The sequence below is a fragment of the Brevibacterium jeotgali genome, from assembly GCF_900169175.1.
GTDB lineage: Bacteria > Actinomycetota > Actinomycetes > Actinomycetales > Brevibacteriaceae > Brevibacterium > Brevibacterium jeotgali.
The window spans coordinates 367,279-383,944 of the sequence record NZ_FXZM01000001.1 but is presented as its reverse complement, the minus strand read 5'-3'; the positions used below and the strand labels follow the sequence as shown (position 1 = coordinate 383,944).

Here is a 16,666-nt window from a genome sequence, read left to right as displayed (position 1 = left end):
CGCCGGCAGACGGCGTGAGTGCTCTCCGGCCCCCGACGTGACGTCGGGGGCCGGAACGCACTCACACGAGGCCGTGCGGGGAGAGCGCGCCGTCGAGCCGGCTCGACGTCAGTCCGCGACGAGCACGGTCCGGCCGGAGATCGTGCCCTCTTCGATCGCGGTGAGTGCGGCGTTGACCTCTGCGGCCTCGAGCGGCTTCTCCGTGATGGGCAGCTGGGGCAGCTGAGTCGACTTGGCCAGTTCGATGAGCTCGCGCAGTTCGGGCAGATTGCCCACGAAGTTGCCCTCGATCTTCAGCTGCTGCAGAGCGACGACGGTCGTGGGGAACGCGAGCTGGCCGCCGAACAGACCGACACCCACAAGCTTCCCTCCGGTCCCCAGGGTGCCCAGCGCGATCGACGACGTCACCGTGTTGTTGACGAAATCGATGACCGCAGCGAGCTTTCCGCCGCCTGCCTGGACGATGTCCTTCACCGGGTCGTCACCCGTGGTGAGGACCGTCGAGGTCGCGCCCGCTGCCTCCGCATTCTTCAGCGCGTTCTCGGAGACGTCCGCCGCGACGACGTTCTTGTGTCCGCGAGCCTTGAGGAGCACGACGGCGCTCAGCCCCACACCACCGGTGCCGATGACGGCGATCGGTCGGTCGACCTCGGTCGTGAGAGCCTTCGACACGGCGGCGTAGCCGGTGAGTCCGGAGCATGCGAGCGTCGCCGCCCAGCTGGGATCGAGATCGCCGACGGGGATGAGGTAGCGCTCGTCGGGCACCCAGACCTCGCGTGCGAAGCCTCCGTCGTTCTGCAGCGACAGGTTCCGTCGTGCACCGGTGCAGTAGTTCTCGCGGTCCTCCGCACACGCACCGCATTCGCCGCAGCCGATCCAGGGGAAGACGATGAACTTCTCCCCGCCCGGACTGAGGCTCGCATCGGGGCCGACTGCGGTGACCTCACCGACGATCTCATGGCCGAGGACCAGGGGGAACGACATCCCCAGCGACTCGACGGGCGCCTTGCCGGCGTCGCCCATGTCGAAGAAGCCCTCCGCGCAGTGGACATCGGAGTGGCACACTCCCGAGTTCGTGACCTTGACGAGAACTTCCCTGCCCGTGAGGTCTGGTGTGGGCCTCTCCGCTTCCTGTGCGGGAGCTCCGGCTGATGCGACTTCGAACACCTTCATGGGGTTCCTCCTGACGAATCTGTCACCCAGCTCCGTCGCCGGGTGCGTGACTTCAGCCAATCACAGAACGTTCATCCGTTCTAGAGCGGTCCGTCGTTCCCGGCCAGGTCAGCGCACCGAGTGAGTGGCTCCTCGCAGCGATCGTCCGTCAGCCGGCGGAACCGCCGGGTGGCCACCGCAGGGACCGGAGATGCTTCCCGCGCACCGTCCCCAGAGCAACGAGGAGCAGGGTGATGATCGTGGTCATCCCGATCGTTCCCCAACTGAGCCCTGGCTGCTGGGGCTGGAACGCCAACTGGGAGATGAGTGCGGACAGGATCGACGCGCAGATCGCAGGGACGGTCCAGGACGCGGAGACGCGCGATGAGATGGAGATGATGACGATCGCACCGCCCGCCATCGCCAGCGGAGCGACCTGCCACACCGTGATCACGACAAGACCCGCGACGAGTGCCGACGGCGGCCCGATGTAGGAGTCCTCCTCGAGCTCCTCCGTGTCATGGGCGATGGCGGCGGGCACGAGGCACAGGGCCAGCAGGCCCAGGATCAGGTCTGAACCCAGGAGCACTCCCACCAGCTGCCGATCAGGCACCTGCATGTGTGGGATCCAGCCGCTGATCGCAGCGGAGTGGTACGCGACCGAGTTCAGGACTCCCAGGACGACCGCGGCGGCGAGGAGAACGCGGATGCGCTGCCTGGAGCGCCGCGGCGGAAGGAACTGCATGGGCTGGGTCATGCGACGGGGCTCCCTGCGTGGGGGTTCTGCGGGCCGAAGGCTGCGGCGAGGCCGCCTCCGGAGACCGCATCGGATCTGTCGTCCATGGTAGTGAGATCGGGCCCTCGTCCACGACGACTAGGGTTTTCCCTACCGAGTTCTGCTGTTGACCCCGTGGCTCGGATGTGCCGTGGGCTGGAGAGTGGATGACATGAACGACGAACCGACCACGAGGCCGCTGCGGCCCGACGACGACAGACCCAGAACTCCCGAACCAGGTGCGACCGCATCGGCGGAGACCCGGGCATACGAGCCGCAGACTCGGCCGTACGATCCGCAGGGCGAGGAGCTCACGACGCAGGTCTCCACCCCCGTCCCCGCACCGACTGCTGTGATGGATGCCCCGGAGCACACCGGCGCCGTGCCGACGGGCCATGATCTGAGCACCGCACCGGCCGTGCCGCGGACCCATGGCCGTGACGCGGCAGACAGCGTCCGCCTCTTCGAACCGCAGCGACTGCCGTGGGCCATGGGGATGCTGAATGTCCTCGTCTCCGCAGTGCTCACCGTCGTGTGGCTCTGGTTCCCCATCGTCCTCTTCGTCACCGGGCTGGGCGGGATCTTCGCCCTGGGCGCGGGCATCTTCGCGCTCGCCGCGTGGTTCTTCCTGCAGCGCGGGGTCAATCACCTCGAACGCGTACGGTCGGAGGCTGTCTACGGCGAGCAGAACCTCGTTCCGGCCGCGCGGAGGACCCGCCGCACCGGCTTCCCGGGGTGGCTGCATCAGCAGTGGCTCATCCTCACCTCACAGGGATTCTGGAGGTCGACCGCGCACCACGTGGTGAAGACGCTCTACGGCGGGACCATCGGGATCCTTCTGCTGGCGGGGCTCACGTTCTCGACGTTCGCCCTCACCTCTGCCATCAACCCTGTGATCTTCGACGGTCTCATCTCTGCCGATGCGTCCATGGCCGCCCGCATGGGCCTGGGCCTCGCCGGTGGTGCGTCGGCCGTCGTCGGATTCGTCATCCTCGGACTGTCCGTGCTGCCGGACCGGCTGCTGGACCGCAGTCTGCTGCCGCCGACCCGTGCCGCTGCACTGCGTGCCGAACGCGACACGCTCACCCGGGAGGTGGGAGCCCTCGAAACGGCTCGCACCGGTGCGGTCGACGCGGCGACGACGGAGCGGCTGCGGATCGAACGCGATCTGCACGATGGCGTCCAGCCGATGCTCGTGGCCCTCAGCATGAAGCTGGGAATGGCGCGCAGGAAGCTCGACACGGATCCGGAAGGCGGACGGGACCTCGTCGCCGAGGCCCACCAGGATTCGAAGGACGCGATCACGGAGCTGCGCCAGCTGGCACGCGGCATCCACCCGGCAGTGCTCGAGGACCGTGGTCTGGACGCTGCGATCAGTGCCCTCGCCGCACGGTCGTCCGTACCTGTCGCGGTCGATGTGCAGGTGCCCGCTGACTTGAACAAAGAAGCGGAGAGCGTCTCCTACTTCGTCGTCGCGGAATCGCTGACGAACATCGCCAAGCACGCACAGGCGCACAGCGTGCGGGTAGCCGTGCGCGGGGCGCAGCCGGGCCGACTGCAGATCGTCGTGGCCGACGACGGTGCAGGTGGAGCACGGATCGACCGCGGCGGCACCTCCACCGGGCTCGCCGGCCTGGCGGACCGTGTCGCATCGGCCAAGGGAACCCTGACGGTCACCAGCCCCATCGGCGGCCCGACCACCATCGTTGCGGAGGTGCCATGCGCATCGTGATCGCTGAAGACAACGTCCTGCTCCGGGAGGGGATCTCCCGCCTGCTCACCGACTCGGGACACGAGGTCGTGGGTGCTGTGGCAGAGGCCAACGGCCTGCTGAGCTCGGTCGCCGCGCTCAATCCCGACCTCGCGGTCGTGGACGTGCGGATGCCCCCGACGTTCACGGACGAGGGAATCCGCGCGGCGACACTCATCCGTGAGCAGAACCCGGACGTGGGAGTCCTGGTGCTCAGCCAGTACGTCGAAGAGCGCTATGCGAGCGAGCTGATCGCCGGCGGCGGAGCCAGCTTCGGCTACCTCCTCAAGGATCGCGTAGCAGACGTCGGTGACTTCCTCGACGCGGTCGAAGAGGTGGCCGGGGGCGGCACCGTCCTCGATCCCGAGGTCGTCTCCCAGATCCTCGTCCGCTCACGGAAGCAGGACGGATTGGCCGGCCTCAGCGGGCGGGAGCGCGATGTGCTCGAGCATATGGCGTCGGGCAAGTCGAACTCCGCGATCGCCTCGACCATGTACCTGTCCGCCGGAGCCGTGGAGAAGCACATCAGCTCCATCTTCACGAAGTTCGGCCTCTCCGCAGACACGACCGAGAACCGCCGCGTGCTCGCCGTCCTGCGCTTCCTGGACGCGTGAGCGGCATGAACGCTCCGCAGCCGATCGGTGCACCGGACACGGGCACTCGCCCCACGACACAGCAGACACTCCTTGGCAGTCGCGCACATCGCGCACGCTGGAATGAGCATGAGGAACGACCATGAGCACCCCGCACGTCCCCGGCCCCGCTAGCGGGCAGAACCCCCGGTACCCCCAGAACCCCCAGAATCAGCACCAGGGCCCGCAGCAGGGCCAGCACCATAGCCAGCAGCAGCCGAACGATTTCGCTGCGGGTCCGCACCAGTCGCCGGAAGCGGCATCTCACGGCGCGGGACAGTACTCCCCGGCTGCACCGCAGGCCGGCCACCATGGTCCCGGCACCCATAATCCCGGCACCCAAGGCTCGGCCGGAGGCGCACATCAGCCACCGCCGATGGCACCGACCTCCGAGTCGGCCGGGCCCGCACGGCCACTGACCGTGGGCAGCGCTCCGCGGTCGCTCATGCGCGTCGGAATCGCGGTCGTCGGAGTGCTCGCGCTGCTCATGCCGGTGTCCGCGCTCGCGTACACCGGCGTGGGACTGTCGACTCTGGTGCGGGAGGAGACGACCCACGATCTTCCGGCGGATCTCGAGGCCCTCACCGTCAACGCTGACAGCGCCACAGTGGAGGTCGAATCGCGCGACGACATCGACGCGCCGCTGGTCCGCCACACCTACCGGGGCGCCGACACGCAGAAGAGCACCCCGGCGATCACGGGCGATGAGGGAACCGCCACCGTCTCGATACCGCGTGCACCGGGGAGCTACCGCTGGTGGACTCCGAACGTCGGAATGGAGAACACCGTCACGATCGAGCTGCCGAGCGATCAGGCGCGGACGATGGACCTCGACGTCATGAGCGATTTCGGCTTCACCGAACTGGTCGGCGAGTTCAACGACGTGCGGGTGCAGACGCAGGCAGGTGCGATGGTGCTCGACCTCGAGGCGAGCACCGTGGAGGCACGCACGCGCACAGGATTCCTCGACGTCTCCGGTGCGATGGACAGCCTGTCGATGGAGGCGACGGCCGGGTACATCGACGGGTCGCACCTCGAAGTCGCGGAGACCGTGACTGCGCGGACGACGACGGGTGGGATCGAGCTCGGCTTCAGCGGGACCGTCGTCCCGGTGCAGGGCATCGAGGCGCACGCGCAGAACGGAGCGGTCACGGTATCGCTGCCGCGCGAGGAGAACCTCGTGGATCAGGACGTGACCGGATACTCCGTGAACGCCGGGTCCTCTGCGGGCTGGACTGACGTCGCTGTGCAGCAGACTCCTCCCGGCGACGGGGTCGTGCCCGTGACGGTCTCGTCGGACAGCGGCTCCGTGAATGTGCAGTACCGCGACGGCTCCGATGGAGCGCGTGGTGCTGACACAGATGACGACTGGGACGACGACTGGGAGGACGACTGGGAGGACGGCTGGGACGACGATCAGGATGACCGGGGCGGCGACCGGGACTCCGGCGGGGAGTCTGACCGGGACTCCGACCAGGACGGCCAGGACGCTGATCGGGACTCCGACGAGGTCTCCGACCAGGATGCGGACCGGGACTCCGAGGGCGGAAGCGAGTCTGCGGCGTCAGACGCAGGTCGCGTCTGACGCAGGCCGGCCCTGACGGACGGGGACCCTGACGGACGGGGACCCTGTCGGACGGGGATCCTGACGGACAGGGATCCTGACGGACCGCGTCCGCGGTCTGCGGTGATGGACCCGCGACGGGCCGGGGGTCGCAGGTCGTGAAGGCCGGGCTAGTAGGCTGATCGGCACAGCCGTCGCACGCTTCTATCCGTGGCGGTTGACCAGCGCGAAGATGCGCACGTGTGCGTTCGGCACCGTCGCGTTCGTAGATGCCGACTTCGGCAGAACAGGGGATCCCGATGACCGAGACCTATCGCAGCTACCGACTCGCCGCCCGCCCGACGGGCGCGCCCACCGCAGACGACTTCGACATCGTCTCCAAGCCCATCCCGACCCCGCGCGATGGCCAGGCCGTCCTGCGCACCCTCTACCTGTCGCTCGACCCGTACATGCGCGGCCGGATGGACGACGCGAAGTCCTACGCGCCGCCGGTCGAGATCGGCGGACTCATGGTGGGCGCCACGGTGTCCGAGGTCGTCGCCACCGAATCCGACGCCGTCGCCGTGGGCGACGTGGTGCTGGGCTACGGCGGCTGGGCGGAGTATTCGGTCGAGGATGCGGCGAACCTGCGAGTGCTGAACCCGGACGAGGTGCCGATGACGACGGCGCTGGGCGTGCTGGGCATGCCCGGCTTCACGGCGTACGCGGGTCTGCTGGCGATCGGGAGGCCTCAGGAGGGCGAGACGGTCGCCGTCGCCGCGGCGACCGGGCCGGTGGGTTCGGCGGTCGGCCAGATCGCGAAGCTCAAGGGCGCGAAGGCGATCGGCATCGCAGGAGGCGAGGAGAAGGTCGCACTGCTGAAGGAGTTCGGCTTCGACGAGGCACTCGACCACCGCGGCGATGACCTGCGGGGTGCGCTCAAGGCAGCGGCTCCGGACGGAATCGACGTGTACTTCGAGAACGTGGGCGGTCCCGTGTGGGAATCCGTCCTCCCGCGTCTCAACCTCTACGCGCGCGTCCCGGTGTGCGGCCTGGTCGCGAACTACAACGGAACGGCAGAATTCGCCCCAGCCGGCTCGATGGAGAAGGTCATGCGGATGTCCCTCACCAAGTCGCTGACGATCCGCGGCTTCATCCAGAGCGAGTTCGTCGAGGCGATGCACGACGACTTCCTGCGCGACATGACCGCCTGGGTGAAGTCGGGCGACGTGAAGTACCAGGAAGAGGTCATCGATGGCTTCGACAACGTGCTCGACGCGTTCAACGCCATGCTCGAGGGCAAGAACTTCGGCAAGACGGTCGTGAAGATCGGGGAGTGAGCCACACCTGCGTGGAAGGGGCCGTGCGGAGACCGCGCTCGGGAGACCGGGCCGTCAGGACTCCGCGCGGCCCCCTGCTCGTGCCAGACGATCGCCGAGCCAGCACTCGATCGTCGGCTCGAGCCATCCGCGGGTCCCTCCGACGGTGACGTCCGGCTCCGGCAGGTCCGAATCCGTCTCCACCTGCGTGTGCGTGACGCCCAGCAGTTCGGCGACCTCCGCGACGGACAGGCAGCGGAGGGGGCCCTCCTGCGGCGCCTGTTCGGTGGTGGTCGACGGGCTCTCCCACGGATCGCCGGGTGTGGTCGGAGGCGGCAGGATCCCACTGCGCTGCCCAGCGAGCACTCCCAGTGACCCGAGTGCCGTTCCCAGGGCGGTGCCCAGTCCCACCAGTGCCAGCTTCCCCATCATGATCCTCCCGTGCGGTCGATGTCTGCGTCCGGTCCCAGTATGGAGCAGGCGAGTTGGATGGAGGCCGCCGGGAACGGTCAGAGACCCGGGAGGTCCGTCCCGAAGGTGAGCGCGAGGACCAGTGCCAGGCGGGCCTTCCGCGCGTTGAGCGTCCCCGCGGGGACGAGTCCGCGTCCCAGCAGGTCGATCTCCGCACCGGGGTACCCGTAGGTCTGCTCGAGTGTCGCACCGGCACCGGTGCGAGAGGCCAGGACGACCGGGATCTTCGCAGCGAGCTCCGCGACGCGCCCGACGGTCGACTGCGGGACGTGACCGCCTCCCACTCCAGCCAGGACACAGCCCGCGTACCCGGCCTCGGCGAGCTCCTCCACCAGCGACAGGTCGTCGTCGAGGCCCGCCTCGATGACGGCGACACGGGGGAAGGCCCGAGCAGCGCCGGGAGCTGACGGGTCGCCCTCCGGGTCCTCGGGAACGGACCAGCCGGCGACGGCGCGGGACACGGCGGGGACGTGGGGCAGGACGAGCCGGTCCTCGGACACCCAGCCCAGCGGACCCTGGCCCAGCCCGGCCTGGAACGCCGCGAACGAGGTCGTGTGCGCCTTCGTGACGGACAGCGGGTCGAAGACCTCGTCGGCGAAGACCAGGGCGGCGGCCAGACGACGGTCGGCTGCGAGGTCCTTCATCGTGGGGTCGAGGGCTGTGCGGGCGGCTGCCCGCACGTTGGCCCCGCCATCGGCGCCCGGCGACGAGGGGCTGCGCATCGCGCCCGTCAGGACGACGGGGATGCCCGCGTCGTTGAGCAGGGCGAGGACGAAGGCCGAATCCTCGAGCGTGTCTGTGCCCTGTGTGAGGACGACGCCGTCCGCGCCGGCGGCCGCCGCCCGGCGGATGGACCGCACAGCCTCGAAGAGGTGAGGGAGCGTGATCGACCCGGAGCCCACCTGCGCGAGCTGCTCGAAGGTGATCAGCGGGGGCTCGCCGGCTGCGGCTGGGCCGGCGTCCCGGGCGGTGCCTCCATCACTGACGGTGCCACCACCGGTGACGCGGAGCGTGTCGAGACGCGCGGCGGCTGCGATCTGCTCCGCACCGATGCTCGGGGAGACGCCGGGGGCGGCATCGGACTGCGGTGCGGAGGCGATCGTGCCTCCCAGGGCGATGACGTGGAGTCGGGGAGCACTCATGCCGCGAGTGTAGCGAGCCGCAGCCCCGTCACCGCGAAGCCCACGAGGTCGATGAGCCAGAGGAGCGTCGTCCATCCGCGGCGGGCGTCCGCAGTCGATCACGCCCCACGCCCTCCGTCGAGCGACCGCAGCGCATCGAATGCGTTCTCCGCACTCATGACGCACATGGGCAGCCCCACCCCGGGGGCGGTGTACGCCCCGGCGCGCAGGAGGTTGGACACCTGCGGCGAGACCACCGAGTCGCGGAACATCGCACTCTGCTTCAGCGTGTGCGCGGGTCCCAGCGCGGTGCCGGACCACGCGCGCAGGTGCAGGGCGAAATCACCGGGTGCGCGCACGTGCCGCACTCGCACCCGGGAGCGCAGGTCGGGGGCGCCCACCCGTGCCCCGACGGCGTCGATGATGCGGTCGACATAGCGCTCGATCTCCTCCTGCCCCGCCTTCAGCGCGGGGTCCGCAGGGAACGGGACGAGCACGAACAGGCTCTCGCAGCCCTCCGGGGCGACGGAGGGATCCGTGACCGTCGGCGCGCAGACATAGGTGCTCGCGGGTTCCGGCGGTCGAGCGCCGCGTCCGCCGAAGACGGACGCGAAGTTCGACTCCCAGTCGTCCGTGAAGAACAGGGTGTGGTGGGAGAGTCCGGGCACACGCCCCTCGACCCCCAGCATCACGGTGAGTGCGCCCATCCCCGGATCGCGCTTCTCCCACTCTCGCTTCGACACGCTCACGAGCTTGGGCGGCAGCAGGCGCGTCTCCACGTGGTGGAGATCACAGGCGGCGACGACCCAGTCGGGCTCGATGCTCTGCGGCCCGTCCGCGGACCGGTGCACGACCTCGGTGATCGCCCGGCTGCTGCCGGGGCCGGGGCGCAGGGACAGGACCTCGGCGTCGGTGACGATGTGGACGCCCGCGTCCAGTGCAAGGCGGGTGAACGCATCGATGAGCGTGCCCATCCCTCCCATCGGGTACTTCACCCCGTCGACCAGATCCATCCGGCTCATGAGGTGGTAGAGCGCCGGCGTGCGCCCGGGATCGGAGGCGAGGAACATCGACGGATAGAGCAGGATCTGCCGCAGCAACGGGTGCCGGAAACGTGCGTGGATGTGGTCGCGGAACGATCCGGTCAGCAGGCCCGGCAGCTGCGGCAGTGCCGCTCGCGCCTGCGGATCCCTGCCCGCTCCCGCGAGCACATCGGCGCCGAGGCGCCCAAGACTCCGCACCCGCCGCGGCATCCCGGCCGCGCCCCGGTGCTCGCGGCCGAAGTCGGTGCGCAGGGCGTGCTCGCACGCGAGGTCGTAGAGGAGGGAAGCGCTCGCCAGGTGATCGTCGAGCACCTTCGACGATCCCGGCTCCAGACGTTCGAAGAGCGCGTGGAGAGCGGCGCGCTCCGGCACGATGTCGAGGGGCTCGGGCAGGCCGGCTGGGTCGCTGTGCGCGGGGCCCCCGTTCGGAGGCCGTGCTGCTGTGGGGTGCACGTGGCTGGGGAAGAGCCGGTAGGACGGGCTGAGGTCGACGAGGTCGAGCTCCTGGTCCGCGGTGGTGCCGAACCGGCGGAAGAACGCGTCGAACACCTCCGGCATGAGGTACCAGGACGGTCCCGTGTCGAAGAGGAAGCCGTCGTCCGCGCGTGTCGCAGCGCGGCCCCCCACCTGTGACAGCCGCTCGAGGATCGTGACGTCGTGCCCGTCCTGTGCGGCGAGTGCTGCGGTCGCGAGGCCGGATATGCCTGCACCGATGACGACGACGCGGCTCACGCGGACCTCCTCGAAGACCCCACGGGCAGCCCCGGCCACGGACGTCCCGCCGCTGCGCGCGCGGTCCGTGTGCGGCGATGCGCGGGGGATCGGTGCGGCAGGGTGGGCATGGACGTCATTGTCCCTGATGCGTGCGCTCAGCGTCCCTTCACATACTTGTTCCTGAATGCGCGCTCCGCATGACGATCGCCGAGCAGCACGACGTGCGTGAGGTCTTCGGTGGGGATGTCCTCCGTCTCGACCTGCAGAGTCCCGTCGGAGTCGATCGCTGCGACGATGTGACATCCCGTCGTGTCGTGGATCTTCTCATCGCGGAGGGCCGCTCCGCTCAGTGAGCGCGGGCGGGGGACGGAGAAGAGCTCATTGCCCTCCGCGATGACCACGCGGTGCGCGCGGCCGAGTTCGTTCCACAGAGCAGTGGCCCCGATCGTGGCGTAGGACAGGACGCTGTCCGCTCCTGCGCGGTAGAGGGTCGCCACATTGCGCTCGGACGTCGCACGGGAGACGATCTGCAGGTCTGGTCGCAGCCGCCGGCAGTAGAGCGTGAGGTACACGTTGAAGTCGTCGTCGTGAGAGGTGATCACGACCGCGGAGGCCGCTGTGAGTCCCGCCGCCTGCAGGACCTCGATGTCGGAGGCGTCGCCTTCGACGACAGTGAGGTCGGAAGGGGTCCGGCCGGGGACCTTCTCCACGATCGTGGTGGGTACGCGGGAGTCGTCGAGTGCTCCGGCGACGGCTCGCCCGACGCGTCCGCCGCCGAGGATCAGCACGGGGCTCTCCACTCCCTCGGGGCTCTGGAACTGGTCGTTGAAGGTGTCGAGATCCTCCCGTGAGCCGGCCACGATCAGGACGGCCCTCTCGTCGATCCTGCTGTCCGGTCCCATGGGGCGCAGCCGTCCGCGCTGCATGATCGCCAGGATCGAAGCGGGGCAGCCCATCTGGTGCGTGACCTGATCGAGTGTGAGGCCGACCAGCGGTGTGCCCCGCACAGCGGCCTCTGCGATGAGGGTCTCCCCGATGGAGCCGACCACATGAGCATGGCCGCGGGTGCCGACGGCCCGGCTGGCCAGTTCTCGTCCGAGGCTGGAGCTGAGCTGGAAGATGTGGTCCGCCCCCGCCAGCTGCAGGACGTCCACAGAAGCGTCCTTGTCCGCCGTCACCGCGATCTTGACGGTCTTGTTCACCTGCCGAACGGTGAAGGCGACGTTGGTGTTCGTCGTGTCGACCTGCGTCGAGACGACCATGACGGCCCGCTCGACTCCTGCTTTGCGGTACGTGGCGGGAGAGTCCAGGGGGCCGACCATCACCTGATAGCCCTCGTCGTGGAGCCGGCTGGCGTCAGCCGGGTCGTCCACGAGCACGACCGACGGTGTCCTGGCCCGCTTCGCGCGAGCGATCAGGGTCTGGGTCACGGCGTCGAAGCCGACCAGGATCAGATGCCCGCGCAGGTGCTCCGGGACGCTGCGCGGAGCCCTCGACCTCTCCCGCTGCTCCATCCAGGGCCGCACGATGAACTGCACGAACAGGAACGGCAGAAGCACCAGGATGAGCAGGATCCCGCTGGCGAGGACCAGCATCGAGAAGAGGCGGCCCGCACTCGACGAGAAGGTGATGTCACCGTAGCCGAGCGTGGACATCGTGGTGATCGTCCAGTAGACGGCGTCGATCCAGCCTTGCGGCCGGCCCTCGCGGTCCATCAGGAGGAGGAAGATCGCACTGTAGGCCGACACCATGCCGATGCCGCCCAGTGTCATCCACAGCATCAGCCGCGAACGCCGACGATTCTGTCTCATCGTGGCCGCATTCGGCTCGTGGGGAGTGTGCTCCATGTCGTGACTCGGATCTTCCTTCTCCCGCATCTCCCGATGTGCGATCATCGCGGAGATCCGGGGCTACGGGATCATGCATGACCAGAGGTCTCAGGTCTGCGGCGCAGGGCCGGAGGAATCGTCGCAGAACTGCTCGAGCGCGTCCACTGCACGGGGCCCGCCGCACCACGCCCACTGCCGCGGGTGCCGTCTGCTGCGTGCGGCACTCGACCTGCGGTGCGCAGCAGACGGCACTCTGCCCGACCAGCAGCCTGCCCGACCAGCAGGCCGGTCAGCCGCGGCGGATGCTCCGCAGAAGGGCGGCGGTCTGCAGGGCCGCGGCGGTCGCCTCGTACCCCTTGTCCTCGACGGACGGCTGACCGTCGCCACGATCGGCGAGCCCCGCACGGTCGAGTGCCTGCGCATCGTCATCACAGGTGAGGAGTCCGAATCCCACTGGCGTACGGGAATCGATCGACACCCGCGTGAGACCGTCGGTCGCCGCCCGGCACACGTAGTCGAAATGCGGGGTGCCCCCGCGGATCACGACGCCCAGCGCCGCGACCGCGTCGTACCGCTCGGCCAGGTCCGCCGCGGCGACCGGCAGCTCGAAGCTGCCCGGCACGCGGACGACCTCCGCGTCCGCGCCGGCGTCCGCTGCGGCGCGTTCGGCGCCGGCGATGAGCCCGTCCATGACGGTGTCATGCCAGGAGGCGGCGAGGATCACGGTGCGCAGGCTGCTGAGGGAGTCCTCGGGATTCTGCGGGTCGGCCGGAGTGAGTGCGGGGGACGGTGCGCCGTGGTGGGCCATCAGGATGCCTTTCGGTCGGAGGGTGTGGAGTCTGCGGGTATGGAGCCGCCGGACGGGGAACCGGACGGGGGACTGGACGGGGAACCGGAGGCGGAAGCCGTCGTGCCACCGCCCAGGAAGTGCTGCATACGAGTCCGCTTCGTGTCGAGGTAGCGCGCGTTCTGGGGGCGGGCCGTGGTCTCCACGGGGATCCGTTCGGCCACCTCGACGCCCAAGACCTCGAGCGCCCGGATCTTCGCGGGGTTGTTCGTGAGCAGGCGGACCCGCTCGACCCCGAGGGCGCTGAGGATCGCAGCCGCGGCCCGGTAGTCGCGGGCGTCTTCCGGGTGGCCCAACCGGAGGTTGGCGTCCACCGTGTCCGCACCGGTCTCCTGCAGCGCATACGCGCGGATCTTCTCCCACAGGCCGATGCCCCGGCCCTCGTGACCGCGCACGTAGACGACCACGCCGCCGTGCTGCGCGACCAGGTCGAGCGATGTCTCCAGCTGCTCGCCGCAGTCGCAGCGGTGCGAGCCGAACGCGTCCCCGGTGAGGCACTCGGAGTGGACGCGCACCAGCGGGGTGTCTGCAGACGCGGGAGCGACCGCTTCGAGTGTGAGGTGCTCGATGCCGGGGCGTCCCGCGGAGTCCAGTTCCCGCCATGCGCGGGTGAGGAACGTGCCCTGCGGAGTGGGGAGCGCGACGGGCTCGGTGCCGACGACCTCGGGCGCGGTGGGGGCGTCGTCCTCCGGGACGGTGGAGACGGCATCGCCGTCCCGGGCGTCCAGGTGGACGATGAGGTCCGCGATGGACACGAGCGGCAGGTCGTGGGCGTCCGCGAACGTCCGCAGGTCCTCGCCCCGCATCATCGGACCGGCATCGTGGACGAGCTCCGCGATGACGGCGACCTCGCCGCTGTCGACCAGGCGGCACAGTTCGACGCCGGCCTCTGTGTGTCCGGGTCGTTCGCGCACGCCGCCGTCGCGGGCGATGAGGGGCAGCACGTGGCCCGGGCGCGTGATCGCCGTGGGGTCCGGCGTCGCGGTGGCGAGCGTGTGCACGGTGACCGAGCGGTCGGCTGCGCTGATGCCGGTCGTGACCCCGGTGGCGGCATCGCACGTGAGTGTGTAGGCGGTGCCCTTCGCGTCCTCGTTGACCTGGGTCATGGGCGGGAGGTCGAGCGCGCGTGCCCGAGCCTCGGGCATGGGCGCGCACACGACGCCCGAGGTGTGCCGGATCATGAAGCCCATCCACTCCGGCGTCATCGCGACGGCGGGCATGATGAGGTCGCCCTCGTTCTCCCGGTCCTCGTCGTCGACGACGACGACGGGTCTGCGGTCGCGCAGCGCGGTCAGCGCGGCGTCGATGCTGTCGAGGCGGATCATGACAGGTCTCCTTCGTGAGCAGGGGTGGCGTGTCGGTGGGCGGTCGCCCGGAACTGCGTGAGGCGGGCGGCGTACTTCGCGATGACGTCGACCTCGACGTTCACCTCGTCGCCGACCGCGAGCACGCCCATGCGGGTCGCGGCGAGCGTCGCGGGGATCAGGGCGACCTCGATCCAGTGGTCGGAATCGGACGGGGCCGGGTCGGACGGATCCGCCGCCGAGGCGGTGGCCGGCCGGGCGGTCTGCTCGCCCGCCGGTGCGGGGCTCACCGCCGACAGCGTGAGTGAGATCCCGTCGAGCGCGATCGATCCCTTCTCCGCGGTGAAGGGCGCGAGCTGTGCGGGGACGGCGATCCGCAGCGTCACCCAGTCTCCCTCGTCGACGCGCGCCAGCACCCGGCCCGTGCCGTCCACGTGGCCCTGCACGATGTGGCCGTCCAGGCGATCGCCCGCGCGCGGGCAGCGCTCGAGGTTGACGGGGTCCCCCGGCCGCAGCGCGCCCACGGTGGTGCGGGTGAGCGTCTCGCCCATGACGTGTGCGACGAACGTGCCGGTCGTCGGGGAGGCGGCTGTGCCGGTGGCGGGCACTGCGGCGGCAGCTGTGGCCTCGTCCTCGGGAAGCGACTCCGGTGCCTGCGTGAGGCACACCCCGTTGACGGCGAGCGAACCGCCGTCCGGCAGCCCGTCCAGCACAGCGCCTGCGCGGAGCGTCAGGACTGCTGAGCCCGCTTCCGTGGCTGTGAGCGAGACGACCTCGCCCAGCTCCTCGATGATTCCGGTGAACATGTCTCAGCGTCCCTTCGTGGGCTCGGTGGCCGGTGTGGTGGTCTGTGCAGTGGTCGGTGTGGTCGTGGATCCTGTGGTGGGGGTCGCCTCCGCCGGCGAGTCGGCCGGCCGGAGGCGGAGGATCGTGTCGGGGTTCGGCCGGGATGCGCTGTGGGAGACCCCGGCAGGGGTGTCGTCGGGGACCCAGCGGACGGCATCGGCGAGTGTCGTGACGCCCAGACCTGCGAGGCCCGGCAGTCCGTCGCCCAGGAGCAGCGGGGCGATGTGCAGTTCGAGCTCGTCGACGACTCCGGCGCGGAGGAACGCGCCGGCGAGGTGCGCACCGCCTTCGACGAGCACGTGCTCGAGGCCCTGTGTCCGCAGGGCCTGCAGCGCGGCGAGCGGGTCGTGCGTGCGCAGGTGCACCGTGCGCGGGTCGCGGGCCAGGTGGGAGTCCGGTGCGAGGTCGCGCATCCCCACGACGACGGGGATCGGTTGGGTGAGGGCGGCCGGCTGGGCGGAGTGGTCTGGCCGGGCGGCCGGGTCGGAGTGTGCGACGGGAGTCGACCTCGTGGTCCGCGCCGGCTGCGTGGCTGGAGTCCCGGTACGAGCGGTGAGCCGGGGATCGTCGGCGTGCGCGGTCCCGGTCCCGACGACGACGGCGTCGACGCGGGCCCGCAGAGTGTGGACGCGCTCGCGGGACGCGGGTGAGGTGATCCACTGCGAGGTGCCGTCCGCGGCGGCGATCCGGCCGTCCAGGCTCTGCGCGATCTTGAGGGTGGTGAACGGGCGATGCTCGTCCACGGCCCCCAGCCACCGGGCGTTGAGTGCGCGGGCCTCTGCCTCCCGCACGCCGGTGCGCACAGTCACTCCGGCGTCGCGCAGCCGTGCGCACCCGCCCGCGGCGGACGGGTTGGGATCGGCGAGAGCGATGACGACCTCGGGCACTCCCGCCTCGATGAGCAGATCAGCGCACGGACCGGTGCGCCCGTGGTGGGAGCAGGGCTCCAGGGTGACGCAGACGAGCGAGGCGGCGAGGTCGATGCCTGCGGACCGAGCGGCAGCCAGCGCGTCCGGCTCCGCGTGCGGCGTGCCGGCGCCGCGGTGGTGTCCGGTGACGATGGTGCCGTCAGGTGCGAGCACTGCGGCTCCGACGAGGGGGTTGGCGCCGCGGACGCCGAGTCGCGCGGCTGCGAGGGCGGCGTCCATGGCCGCATGCACAGAGCTGAGCCGTGCTGAGATGGGGGAGTGGCGCTCCACCGACCGTTCCATCCGTCCCTCCCGGGTTCTACACCGGGGTGTGGGAGGAGGCTGCGCGGCGGGTGCTGCGTGCCTGCGCGGGAGTGCGGTCAGGGTGCTTTCGAGCGACCCGTGACGCGAG

At 70.1% G+C, this 16,666-nt stretch carries 14 protein-coding genes; 4 read left to right on the top strand and 10 right to left on the bottom strand.

The genetic code is table 11. The features are described 5' to 3' along the window. Positions 1-108: 108 nt before the first annotated feature. Complete coding sequence (locus tag BJEO58_RS01740) at positions 109-1,173, bottom strand: alcohol dehydrogenase (protein WP_101587154.1); 1,065 nt, start codon at positions 1,171-1,173, stop codon at positions 109-111. A gap of 148 nt (positions 1,174-1,321) precedes the next feature. Next, positions 1,322-1,909 carry a hypothetical protein gene (locus BJEO58_RS01735; RefSeq protein ID WP_101587153.1) on the bottom strand — a complete coding sequence of 196 codons (588 nt, stop codon included), beginning with the start codon at positions 1,907-1,909 and terminating at the stop codon, positions 1,322-1,324. Positions 1,910-2,099: 190 nt separating this feature from the next. Here BJEO58_RS01735 and BJEO58_RS01730 point away from each other — a divergent pair, with 190 nt between their 5' ends. The 4 genes from BJEO58_RS01730 (at position 2,100) to curA (ending at position 7,192) form a co-directional block, all read left to right on the top strand. Then, the gene (locus tag BJEO58_RS01730) at positions 2,100-3,659 is read left to right on the top strand and encodes a sensor histidine kinase (protein WP_101587151.1); all 1,560 of its coding nucleotides are present in this window, start codon (positions 2,100-2,102) and stop codon (positions 3,657-3,659) included. Beyond that, entirely contained in the window at positions 3,647-4,291 is a 645-nt protein-coding gene (locus BJEO58_RS01725; protein ID WP_101587150.1) for a response regulator transcription factor, read from the top strand. The genes BJEO58_RS01730 and BJEO58_RS01725 overlap by 13 nt, the downstream gene beginning before the upstream one ends. A 394-nt stretch (positions 4,292-4,685) precedes the next feature. Continuing rightward, the gene (locus BJEO58_RS01720) at positions 4,686-5,894 is read left to right on the top strand and encodes a DUF4097 family beta strand repeat-containing protein (protein ID WP_101587148.1); all 1,209 of its coding nucleotides are present in this window, start codon (positions 4,686-4,688) and stop codon (positions 5,892-5,894) included. Between the two features lie 278 nt (positions 5,895-6,172). Next, complete coding sequence (curA, locus tag BJEO58_RS01715; protein WP_101587146.1) at positions 6,173-7,192, top strand: NADPH-dependent curcumin/dihydrocurcumin reductase; 1,020 nt, start codon at positions 6,173-6,175, stop codon at positions 7,190-7,192. Between the two features lie 54 nt (positions 7,193-7,246). Here curA and BJEO58_RS15045 read toward each other — a convergent pair whose 3' ends face one another. From BJEO58_RS15045 to ribD, 8 genes are all read right to left on the bottom strand, one after another. Beyond that, positions 7,247-7,603, bottom strand: a complete 357-nt coding sequence (locus BJEO58_RS15045; protein ID WP_219617046.1) for a hypothetical protein — start codon at positions 7,601-7,603, stop codon at positions 7,247-7,249. 77 nt (positions 7,604-7,680) lie between these two features. After that, entirely contained in the window at positions 7,681-8,784 is a 1,104-nt protein-coding gene (locus BJEO58_RS01705; protein WP_101587263.1) for an asparaginase domain-containing protein, read from the bottom strand. Between the two features lie 98 nt (positions 8,785-8,882). Further along, positions 8,883-10,538 (bottom strand): phytoene desaturase family protein, encoded by a 1,656-nt coding sequence (crtI, locus tag BJEO58_RS01700; protein ID WP_101587144.1) that lies wholly within the window; start codon positions 10,536-10,538, stop codon positions 8,883-8,885. 137 nt (positions 10,539-10,675) lie between these two features. Then, positions 10,676-12,367: a potassium channel family protein gene (locus BJEO58_RS01695; RefSeq protein ID WP_246075921.1), complete on the bottom strand. Its 1,692-nt coding sequence runs from the start codon at positions 12,365-12,367 to the stop codon at positions 10,676-10,678. A 271-nt stretch (positions 12,368-12,638) separates the two neighbouring features. Beyond that, positions 12,639-13,157: a 6,7-dimethyl-8-ribityllumazine synthase gene (ribH, locus tag BJEO58_RS01690; protein ID WP_101587143.1), complete on the bottom strand. Its 519-nt coding sequence runs from the start codon at positions 13,155-13,157 to the stop codon at positions 12,639-12,641. Then, positions 13,157-14,521 (bottom strand): 3,4-dihydroxy-2-butanone-4-phosphate synthase, encoded by a 1,365-nt coding sequence (gene ribB, locus BJEO58_RS01685; RefSeq protein WP_101587141.1) that lies wholly within the window; start codon positions 14,519-14,521, stop codon positions 13,157-13,159. Before ribB ends, ribH begins: the two co-directional genes overlap by 1 nt. Further along, the gene (locus BJEO58_RS01680; RefSeq protein ID WP_101587139.1) at positions 14,518-15,306 is read right to left on the bottom strand and encodes a riboflavin synthase; all 789 of its coding nucleotides are present in this window, start codon (positions 15,304-15,306) and stop codon (positions 14,518-14,520) included. Before BJEO58_RS01680 ends, ribB begins: the two co-directional genes overlap by 4 nt. 3 nt (positions 15,307-15,309) lie before the next feature. Beyond that, positions 15,310-16,557 (bottom strand): bifunctional diaminohydroxyphosphoribosylaminopyrimidine deaminase/5-amino-6-(5-phosphoribosylamino)uracil reductase RibD, encoded by a 1,248-nt coding sequence (gene ribD, locus BJEO58_RS01675; RefSeq protein WP_101587137.1) that lies wholly within the window; start codon positions 16,555-16,557, stop codon positions 15,310-15,312. Between the last annotated feature and the right edge of the window lie 109 nt (positions 16,558-16,666).